Origin of the sequence: Paenibacillus forsythiae T98 (assembly GCF_000520735.1) — a bacterium.
Taxonomy (GTDB): domain Bacteria; phylum Bacillota; class Bacilli; order Paenibacillales; family Paenibacillaceae; genus Paenibacillus_AQ; species Paenibacillus_AQ forsythiae.
Window position 1 is genome coordinate 1 of record NZ_ASSC01000179.1, and the last position, 10,026, is coordinate 10,026.

Sequence of the window (10,026 nt, forward strand, 5' to 3'; positions counted from 1 at the left end):
GATCTCCAACTCCATCCGGCTTATCCGCTTCCTGATGATGCTGATCGCCGGGGTCATGGGCCTGTTCGGCATCATGTCCTTTTTGATGGTGCTCCTTATCCATCTTGCCGGCCTCCAGTCGTTCGGGGTTCCGTATTTATCTCCTGTTGCCCCGATGAATCCGGGCTATTTGAAGGATATTTTTATCCGGGCGCCGCTGCGGAACATGAAGATGCGCCCGGACACATACGTAGGGCGGGAAGCGGCCAGACAGAACCTGCCTCCGGCAGAGCCGCCAAGATCCGGCAGCGGCAGCCAATCTGAAGGGCGGGGGAGGGAGAAACCTTGAAGGGAAAAATCGGCAATCTTGAGGCAGTCCTGCTTATCTTCAGCACCATTTTCCCTACGGCGATCCTGGCGCTGCCTGTCATTATCGGGAAATACACCGAACAGGACTCGTTGATTGCGCTGCTTCTGTCGGGAGTAGCCGGGATGGGCATTGCCTGGCTTGTCGGAACTGTTGTCAAAATCAGTAACGGCAGACCTTTTCTGGAGTGGGTGAGCCGCGAGATTTCGCCCGTCTTCGCCACCGTTATCGGCATTCTGCTGCTGCAGTATTATTTGGACCTGATGGCGAGTATTTTGCGGCAGTATATCAACTTTATCAAGGATAACGTGCTGCTCTACACCCCTACGGTTGTAATGGCCGTGGTCGCGATGCTCGTCATTCTCTATATGACCGGCCGGGGCATCAAACCCATTTCGCAGATTAACAGCATGGTGAGCCTCCTTCTCCTGTTAATCCTGCCGCTGTATATCGCGGGTTTATCGAAGAATATCAATCTGCACCGGCTGCTGCCGCTGCTGGATCATTCCGCGGCTGCCCTGACGCTCGCCTCTCTGTCTCCGGTCGGATGGATGTCGGAGGTCGCGATCCTGTTCTTTATTGCCCCTTATTTAAAGTCTCCGAACAAAGCGGCATCTATAGGCGTGGCCGGTGTCGGCCTCGTAGCGGTCATTGTGTCTCTCGATCTATTGATGACATTGGTGGTGCTGGGCCCCCAGGCTCTGAAAAATATTACATACCCGATATTCGCCACCATCGGCACGATTCAGCTCGGCCGGTATCTTGAGAATGCGGATATTCTGTTCATCTCATACTGGATAATGTGCGTCTACTTAAAGCTCGCGATTATTACGTTCGCCGCTCTGCAATGCTTAAAGCAGACCTTCCGTATTCAAAACGATGAGCCTTACGCTGCTGCGCTTTTACTGGTTGCCCTCACGGAATGTCTGTATACGTGGGAGAATCCGAAGAAGTTCAGCCTCTATAACGAGCAAGGGCGAATCTTGACTTTTGTGCTCCTGAATGTGCTGCTGCCGCTGGGAGTTCTACTATGGATGCGGATAAAACGACCGGATGCCCAAAGAAAGGAGTACAAGACATGAGCGAGAACACATTCACAAGCGGGAACCGGCGTCACAAAATGGCGCGGGGCTTCCTGCTGGCCGTCTCCCTCCTGTCGCTCCTGACCGGCGGCTGCTGGGATGACAGAGAGCTGAACGAGCTTGGCATCGTATCGGGTTCCGCTTACGACTGGAAAGACAATCAGTGGCTCGCCACCTATCAGGTGATCAACCCCTCATCCGGCTCGAACAATACGGGAGGCAGCGGCGGAGGCAGCTCCAGCTCGCCTCCCTTTTTGACCTATGCGGTAACGGGATCTACGATTATGCAGGCTGTCGAACGCACCAATCTGACCAGCACGCGCCAGCTGTTCTTCTCCCATTCCCGGATCACCGTCATTGGGGAATCGTTGGCAAAAAGAGGAATCAGCCAACTGATCGACCTCTTCCTGCGCAAGCCCGATGCCCGGGAAACGGTGTACGTATTCATTGCCAAAGGAGAGGCGGGCCGCATACTCAGCCAATTGATGCAGCTCACCAAAAATCAGGGCGCCGGCATTCAGCTCATGATCGAACAGGAGGCCAGGTTGACCTCCTATTACCCCGGGATACAGATGTTCGAGCTGGCCATGCAGCTAACCTCCGAATCGGCCAGTGCGGCAGTTCCGGAAATTATGCTGTCCGGAGGTAAAGTCATGGACCGGACGGATGACATCGCCCAGACGGATCTTCCCTCCCGGATCAAATTCGGAAGATTGGCCGTGCTGAAGGGAGACCGTTTCGTCGGATGGCTGTCCCAGCATGAAGCATACGGATTGTCCTTCATGACAGACAAGATCCAGAAGGCGAATATCTCTTTCCCCTCCATACCCGAGAAGGGCGACAAGGACGACGCCTCGTTTACACTACTGCATTCGTCTACCGCCGTCCGTCCGGTCTGGGAGAAGGATCATTTTGTCATGGATATCGATATTGAAGCAAGCGGCACACTGACTGAACTTGGCAGCAATCTGAAGCTGGAAGAGGATTCAACCGTCCGCAAGCTGGAGAACTCCATTGCGCATAATATTCTGGAAATCGTCCAAACCTCCTGGGGCTCGGTCCAAAAACTGAATGCCGATGTGACCGGCTTTGCCGTTGCCATCCATCGCCATTACCCGCAGCGCTGGAAGCGGATCGAGCGGGAGCATAGCTGGGATACCGTATTTCAAAACATTGAAATCCGGCCGCATGCCAAAGTGAAGATCACCCGGATCGGCCTTAACAGCAACTCCTATAATTCATTGGATAAGAAATGAGGTCGGGGGCCATGAGCACAGCCGCGGTCGTTGCATTCTATGTCGCCGTGTTCCTCTGGGGACTAAGGCGGCTGCGGGGGAAAGGAAGCGGACCAGGGCGGCTGCTGTTCGGCTGCATACTCGGTTGGGCCGCTTACGTTAATATTTCGGGCATAGCCATGATCCCGCATCTCAGCATCTCTTCCCTTTACATTGCCTATTTCCAGCCTGTCGGCGCAGCGATTATCAGATGGTTAGGAGGTTAGATCCTTGTCACAGTCAACAAAGAAAATCACGGGCCTGCAAATGACGTTTATGGTCATATTGTTTGAAATTGGAAGCACCCCGATGTTTCTGATCGGAGGCAAGGTCAGACAAGACGCCTGGCTGGCCATGAGCATAGGCGCTGTGGCCGGGTTCCTCCTCCTGCTCCTCTATCTGTGGCTTCAGCGGCGTCTGCCGGAAATGGAATGGACCGGCATGCTCCGTTTCGGCTTTGGACGAATCGCCGGCAGCTTGACCGCTATCTTCTACTGCGGCTATTTTGCCTATCAGGCCATGCGGAACGTACGCGATTTGGGCGAGCTGACCGCGATCACTCTGCTCCAGTCGTCTCCCATGTCTATTACGATGCTGGTGTTTCTGATCATTGGGGGGTATGCCATCTGGAAGGGAGCGGAGATCATCTTTCGGCTACCGGAGATCCTGCTTCCGGGGTTGATGCTCTGTTACTTCATACTGATCGGATTGTTTCTTCTGATGAAAAGCGCCGACTTCAGACGGCTGATGCCTGTGGCGGAGAACGGGCTTCGTCCCCTGTTGAATGCGGCGCTGCCCGATATCGTGTCCTTTCCGTTCGGTCAAATGATTGTATTTCTGCTGCTGTGGTCGCTTTGGGAGCAGACCGGCGTTCCTTCTAAATATACAATCGGAGCTTACATCGGGGTCAGTCTGTTTCTGATATTCATGGTCATGCTGACGATTTCCGTCCTTGGCCCAAACCTGTCCCACTGCTCGGTCCTCCCGCTGCTTGAAGCGGTCAGAACGCTGTCCCGCTTGAAGTTTATTGAACGGCTTGATATTCTGGCCGCTATTATGATCTTTATCGGGATCATGATCAAAATGCTCATCTTCTTCTTTTGCTCGGTGAGAATCGCTTCCATTCTGACGAACAAATCCGAAAAGATATGGGCGATGGCTGTTGGAGCGGTTATCTATGGAACGTCTTTCATCGAGAGAAATTATACGCAGCATATCAGCATCGGCCTCGGGCCTTCCCTGAAGGTCGACGTCATATTCCAGGTGGTCATCCCGCTGATCCTCGCGCTCGCCGTGCTGCTGCGCGGGCGCAAGGGCTTCATTCCTCCAGGTCGATGAGATATGATAGGAGCGGTACACACCGCCATCAGACCTGTGAAGGAGAATGCCATGGACACTATTTTGATCGTAGAGGATGACGCCAAGCTTGCCGGACTCCTGGAAGCCTACCTCGTAAAATACGGCTTCCGCACGGTTGTCGCGGAGGACTTCGGCGCCGTGCTGGATGCCTTTCTGGACAGCGGAGCGGATCTCGTGCTGCTGGATGTCAATCTCCCGAAATTCGACGGATATTATTGGTGCCGCCAGATCCGCAGCCGGTCGCTCTGCCCGATTCTGTTCATCTCCGCCAGGGACAGCGGCATGGATCAGGTAATGGCGCTGGACAACGGAGCGGACGACTACATCACGAAGCCGTTTCATTATGAGGTCGTTCTGGCCAAGATCCGCAGCCAGCTCCGCCGGGTCTACGGTTCGTATGCGCATCGTCCGGAAGAACGGACCGTTCGCTCAGGCTCGCTGACCCTCTATCCCGAACGTTTCGCCATTCAGCATGGAGAGCGGACGGCGGAGCTGACCCAGAAGGAATCCGCCCTGCTGGAAGCCCTGATGCTGAAGGAAGGCCGCGTGGTCAGCCGCGAGCGGCTGCTGGACCTGATGTGGGAGGACCAGCATTTTATTGATGACAACACACTGAACGTCTACATAACGAGAGTGCGCAAAAAGCTCAAGGATCTGGAGATGGACGATGCCGTGGAAACGGTGCGGGGAGCGGGGTATCGGCTAAACATCCCCGAAGCGCCATGAAGCTGTTCCTTAAGGTGCAGTTTCCGCTGCTGCTGTTCTATGCGGTCCAGATGCTGCTCGTGCCGCTTCTCTACTGGCTCACCGGCGAAGGGCGCCCTCTGTCCATTGTGCTGTACGGCTCGGCGCTCAGCGCGGCGGTGCTCGCCGTTTATCTCGGATTCCGCTACCTGCGTCACCGAAGACTATACCTAAAGCTTGACGATCCGGAAGCCTCCCTGGACAGCGCCCTTGAGCCGCTCGGCGACGCTCCGCTTGCGGAAGCTGCCCATAGATTGCTGGAGGCCTACAGCCGCCATTACCGCGAGCGGCTTGGCGAAGAGTCCCGGCGCGTGGACAGCCATATCACATTCATGAACCGCTGGGTCCATCAAATGAAGACGCCCCTGTCCATTATTCAGTTGACTGCCGAGGAATTGGACGATGCGGCGGCGGACAGCATCCGGGAAGAAGTCGACCGGCTGCGCAAAGGGCTGGAGATGGTGCTGTATGCTTCCCGGCTGGACCGGTTCGAGGATGATTTCAGCATCATGGCGGTGCCCTTGCGAAAGGCGGTCAGCGAGACGGTGGCCGAGAACCGGCGGCTCTTCATTCGCCGGGGCGTGAAGGCCGATATCCGGATTGACGGGGAGCTTAAGGTGTATACCGACGCCAAATGGCTGCGGTTTATGCTGGCCCAGATTCTGACCAACGCCGTGAATTATTCGGACGGCTCCGGGAAGACCGTCAGCGCCGCCGCCTTCCAGCGGGGCCGCGAGGTCATTCTGGAAATCCGGGACGAAGGCATCGGAATTGCCCCCGAGGATCTGAAACGGGTATTCAACCCTTATTTCACGGGCGAGCGCGGGCGGCAGTACCGCGAGTCAACCGGCATGGGCCTGTATCTCGTAAGGGAAATTTGCGGACGGCTCGGACACCGGGTAGAGCTGTCCTCACAGCCCGGAGACGGCACGACGGTCAGGCTATTGTTCGATTCGGGCATCCCTGCGGATGCGAACATAACCTTAAGCGGGCTGTAAGGAAACCGTAAGGTAAATCCATGGCAGCCTTCAGGCGATGTACGGTACAGTGAGAGTGTAACAGAATACTCTTGCGGGCATCGAGCAATCGGCCCCCGTGAAAGGAAGGTCTCACGTGAATGTATTGGAAGTAACCGCCCTCAGCAAAGTCTATCCGGGCAAAATCAGCACCCATGCCCTTACCGATATCCATCTCGGCATGGAGAGCGGAGAATTCGTCGGCATCATGGGTCCCTCGGGCAGCGGCAAGACGACACTGCTCAACATGGTCTCCACCATCGACAGGCCCAGCTCGGGCGAAGTGAAGATCAACGGCAGCAACCCTTTTCTCATGAACAAAAAGGAGCTGTCCCTGTTCCGCCGCAGACAGCTCGGCTTCGTGTTTCAGGACTTCAATCTGCTCGAAACGCTCACCGTCGGCGAGAATATCGTGCTTCCGCTGACACTGGACAAGCGCAGGCTCTCCGAGATGAAGACGCTGCTGGAGCAGGCGGCCGACCGCCTTGGAATTACGGATATTCTGGACAAGCGAATCTACGAAATCTCCGGCGGGCAGCGCCAGCGGACGGCGATTGCGCGGGCGATCATCACCTCCCCCTCCCTGATTCTGGCCGACGAGCCGACAGGTTCTCTGGACTCCAATTCCTCGCGGCTCGTGATGGAATCGCTGGAGAATATCAACCGCAGCACGGGCGCTACGCTGATGCTGGTCACGCATGATCCGCTGGCCGCCAGCTACTGCGGCCGGATTATCTTCATTAAAGACGGCAAGCTCGCGGCCGAGATTCGCCGGGGCGAGAGCCGGCAGGCTTTTTTCCAAAAAATCATCGACACGCTGTCGTTCTGGGGAGGGAACAGCCATGAGCTTTCCTCAGTTCGCGTTTAACAACATCCGCCGGAACGCCCGGTCTTATGTCGCCTTTTTTCTAAGCAGCGCCTTTATGGTCATGGTCTTCTTCGCCTACGCGGTATTCATGTTCCATCCGGACGTAACCTCGATTGAGCTGGGGAGGAATTCGGCAGCCGGCATGAAAATCGCCTCTTACATCGTGTTCATCTTCGCCTTCTTCTTCGTGCTGTATTCCATAAGCTCATTTCTGAAATCACGCAATCTTGAGTTCGGCATCCTGACGATTCTGGGCGCGCGGCCGGGACAGATCAACAAGCTCATCTTCATGGAAAATATGCTGATCGGTCTAAGCTCCACCCTGACGGGCATGGCGGGCGGCCTGCTGCTGTCCAAGATGTTTCTCTTGCTCAGCACCAAAATGATCGGCATCGGCGATCTTCCCTTCTATTGGCCGGCCAAAGCGATTGCGGTCACGGCGTCGGCCTTCGCCGCGCTGTTTATCATCATCTCGGCGTTCACCCTGCTGTTTATCCGCAAGAACCGGGTGCTGGAGCTGCTGAAAGGCACGAGCAAGCCGAAGAAGGAGCCGAAGGCCTCCCTCCCGTTGTCCGTGCTGTGCATCGCGCTGCTTGCCGCAGGCTACTCGGCGATCCGCCAGCCGCTTGACCCCAAATGGCTGCTGACCGCGGCGGTAACGGGCATTGCCGGCACCTATTTTTTCTACACCCAGTTATCCGTGCTGACGGTCCGCCTGCTTAAGCTCAGCCGCAGACGGCTGTGGCGCGGAACGAACCTGATCTGGATTTCGGAAATGGCTTACAAGCTGAAAGACAATGCCCGCATGCTGTTCCTGGTGACCGTGGTGACGTCGCTCGCCTGCATGGCTTCAAGCTTTCTGCTCTCGATCAGCCAGACGAACAGGGAGGTTTATCTGAACAGTCCGTTTGCCTTCGCCTACACTACTTCCCGCTTGTCCGCCGCAGCCGCAGAGAAAGACACGCAGCTCATTCGCGACCGTCTTCAGGCCGAAGGCTTGAAGTACACGGAAAATAAGGTCAGGCTGCTGCAAGGTACTCTGCTGAATGATGGCAAGTTCGTTCCTTTCAATATCCTGCCCCTGGACCGTTACAACGAGCTGGCGCCGCAGATGGGAAGGGAAATTGAAGCCGGGCTGTCCGGCAGCGAGATTATACTGATCCATTCGAATGATCTCAGCATTAAAGATTATGCCAAAGATAACCGCATAAAGCTGGAGGATTATCCGGGCCAGACCTTTATTGTAACAAAGACGCTGGATCTGCCGACTCCGCCCTTCGGACAATATGACTTGCCTCTGCTGCTCGTATCAGGCGACATGTATAATCAGCTTGCGGTCAAAGGCTCGGCATTGACAAAGTTTCTGTACAAGGTGCCCGCACTGGACGGACAGCTCCCGGACGCAGATAGCCGTGGGGTGCTCCTCTCCACCGAGCTGGAGGACATATACAGAGAGCGCGACAATCAAGCCCACGGCTTGGGCGGCTTTCTGACCGCCAGGGAATACCTGTATATGACGACGAAGCAGGGAGCGTCAATGCTCAGCTTTATCGGGATATTCATCGCGCTGATCTTCTCCGTCTCGTCGGCAAGCTTTCTCTACTTCCGGCTCCACTCCGAGCTTGCCGCCGACCAGAGAATGTACCGCGCGCTGTCCAAGATCGGACTAAGCCCCGGCGAAATGTCAGGAGCCGCCACCCGGCAGATCGCCCTTCTCTTTTACATCCCGATTCTGGTGGCCTGGGTTCAGACGCTGGTTGTAATCCGGCCCGTTCTGAACCAGATTCAGGTCTACGAAATTACGGTTCCGGTGCTGATAACCATCGGCGCTTTCCTGGCGGTGCAGACGCTGTATTTCGCCGCTGTAAGATCGCGTTATATTCACAGCTTGAAGAAAACGATGGTGTAACCCTGTACCCTCATGAGGAAAAATGCGCTTCTTCCTTTTGAGGGTATTTACATAAAATTTAAGTTTCCTTAAGGAAACTTTTTTGTTGATGGGACAAATTTATTCTCGTATACTAATATCATGGAATAGCTCAACAAGTCATGGATATGCAAAAAGAAAGGGTGATCGTTATGGCTGAAGCCCGCATACCGTTATCCGAAGCTCCCAAGGGAAGCTTCCTGCAAATCAGCGGCATGAGCGTGCAGGGCGTAATGAGAAGAAGACTGCTGGATCTCGGCTTTGTCCCCGGCAATACGGTTGAAGTGGTGCGCCGCAGTCCTTTGGGCGACCCTACCGCATTCCGGATAAGCAATACAATGATCGCGCTGCGCAGAGAAGAAAGCTCACTCATTTACGGAGAACCGATTGGAGGGGAAACGAAATGAAGTCTTATACTGTAGCCTTTGCCGGCAACCCGAATACGGGAAAAAGCACCCTGTTCAATCTGCTGACCGGGATGCGGCAGCATACCGGGAACTGGGCGGGCAAGACCGTCGTTACCGCCGAGGGAACGTTCACGCATAACGGCAGCGAGTACCGGGCCGTCGATCTTCCGGGCACCTACTCCCTGTATTCCAACTCGGCCGATGAAGAGGCGGCCCGGGATTATATTATTTTTGAGAAGCCGGATGTGACGCTTGTCGTGCTGGACGCCACTTCGCTGGAGAGGAACCTGAATCTTGCCCTCCAGGTGCTGGAAATTACCGGACGCGCCGTCATCTGCATCAACCTGATGGACGAAGCGCGCAGGCTCGGCATCGACATCGACCTGGGGGCCATATCGGCCCGGCTGGGGGTGCCGGTAACGGCCATTTCCGCCAGAAACCGGACCGGAATCAAGGAGCTGCTGAACCAGGTGGAGCGCGTCGCGGACGGCGCATTCGCCGCCGAGCCCCTGAGGATTCCGTACAGCGAGGAAATTGAACGCGGCATCGCCGAGCTTCTGCCGCTCGTAGAGCAAGCGGTAGGCGGCGATTACCCCGCCCGGTGGATTGCGCTGCGGCTGCTGGACGGCGACGAGAGCCTGCTCGCCTCCCTCCGCGCAGCAAGCCTGGGAACACGGGAGCAAATCCGGAAGGAGGTGCCCGGCCATGGAGCAACAGCCTGCCATTAATAGAAGCGGCGCGCTGGATTCCCTGATTGCGTCCGCCGGGAAGCTGACCAGCGGCGGCATTCGGGACGATATCGTAAGCGGCATCTACGGCGTCTCCGCGAGCATCTGCCGGGAAGCGGTCGCCTACCGCGACCGGGACAAACTCAAGAGCACTCACAGGCTGGACCGGATCGCAACCTCCAGAATCTGGGGCTTCCCGATCATGCTCGCCATCCTTGGCGCCGTATTCTGGATTACCATTGCCGGAGCAAACTATCCTTCCGGCTGGCTGGGCT

Annotated in this window: 11 protein-coding genes and 1 pseudogene; all 12 read left to right on the plus strand. The window is 56.0% G+C overall.

The window, feature by feature from the left end:
• Positions 1–328 (plus strand): spore germination protein (locus tag L692_RS27935; RefSeq protein WP_036722354.1); only part of this gene is annotated, 328 nt, incomplete at its 5' end.
• Positions 325–1,428 (plus strand): GerAB/ArcD/ProY family transporter, encoded by a 1,104-nt coding sequence (locus L692_RS0106550; protein ID WP_025698273.1) that lies wholly within the window; start codon positions 325–327, stop codon positions 1,426–1,428. The genes L692_RS27935 and L692_RS0106550, both read left to right, overlap by 4 nt.
• Positions 1,425–2,684 (plus strand): Ger(x)C family spore germination protein, encoded by a 1,260-nt coding sequence (locus L692_RS0106555; protein ID WP_025698275.1) that lies wholly within the window; start codon positions 1,425–1,427, stop codon positions 2,682–2,684. The genes L692_RS0106550 and L692_RS0106555 overlap by 4 nt, the downstream gene beginning before the upstream one ends.
• Before the next feature lie 11 nt (positions 2,685–2,695).
• A complete protein-coding gene (locus tag L692_RS0106560) occupies positions 2,696–2,929 on the plus strand; it encodes a hypothetical protein (RefSeq protein ID WP_025698276.1) in 234 nt (77 codons plus the stop codon).
• Positions 2,930–2,933: 4 nt separating this feature from the next.
• Positions 2,934–4,040 (plus strand): GerAB/ArcD/ProY family transporter, encoded by a 1,107-nt coding sequence (locus L692_RS0106565; RefSeq protein WP_025698277.1) that lies wholly within the window; start codon positions 2,934–2,936, stop codon positions 4,038–4,040.
• A gap of 51 nt (positions 4,041–4,091) precedes the next feature.
• Positions 4,092–4,787, plus strand: a complete 696-nt coding sequence (locus tag L692_RS0106570) for a response regulator transcription factor (RefSeq protein WP_025698278.1) — start codon at positions 4,092–4,094, stop codon at positions 4,785–4,787.
• Positions 4,784–5,803 carry a sensor histidine kinase gene (locus L692_RS0106575; protein ID WP_025698281.1) on the plus strand — a complete coding sequence of 340 codons (1,020 nt, stop codon included), beginning with the start codon at positions 4,784–4,786 and terminating at the stop codon, positions 5,801–5,803. The genes L692_RS0106570 and L692_RS0106575 overlap by 4 nt, the downstream gene beginning before the upstream one ends.
• Positions 5,804–5,918: 115 nt before the next feature.
• A complete protein-coding gene (locus tag L692_RS0106580; protein ID WP_025698283.1) occupies positions 5,919–6,689 on the plus strand; it encodes an ABC transporter ATP-binding protein in 771 nt (256 codons plus the stop codon).
• Positions 6,664–8,598, plus strand: a complete 1,935-nt coding sequence (locus L692_RS0106585) for an FtsX-like permease family protein (protein WP_025698285.1) — start codon at positions 6,664–6,666, stop codon at positions 8,596–8,598. Before L692_RS0106580 ends, L692_RS0106585 begins: the two co-directional genes overlap by 26 nt.
• Positions 8,599–8,768: 170 nt before the next feature.
• The gene (locus tag L692_RS0106590; protein ID WP_025698287.1) at positions 8,769–9,023 is read left to right on the plus strand and encodes a FeoA family protein; all 255 of its coding nucleotides are present in this window, start codon (positions 8,769–8,771) and stop codon (positions 9,021–9,023) included.
• Complete coding sequence (locus L692_RS0106595) at positions 9,020–9,751, plus strand: FeoB small GTPase domain-containing protein (RefSeq protein ID WP_025698288.1); 732 nt, start codon at positions 9,020–9,022, stop codon at positions 9,749–9,751. The genes L692_RS0106590 and L692_RS0106595 overlap by 4 nt, the downstream gene beginning before the upstream one ends.
• Positions 9,729–10,026, plus strand: a pseudogene (locus L692_RS27940) (nucleoside recognition domain-containing protein); the annotation flags it as partial. The gene L692_RS0106595 and the pseudogene L692_RS27940, both read left to right, overlap by 23 nt.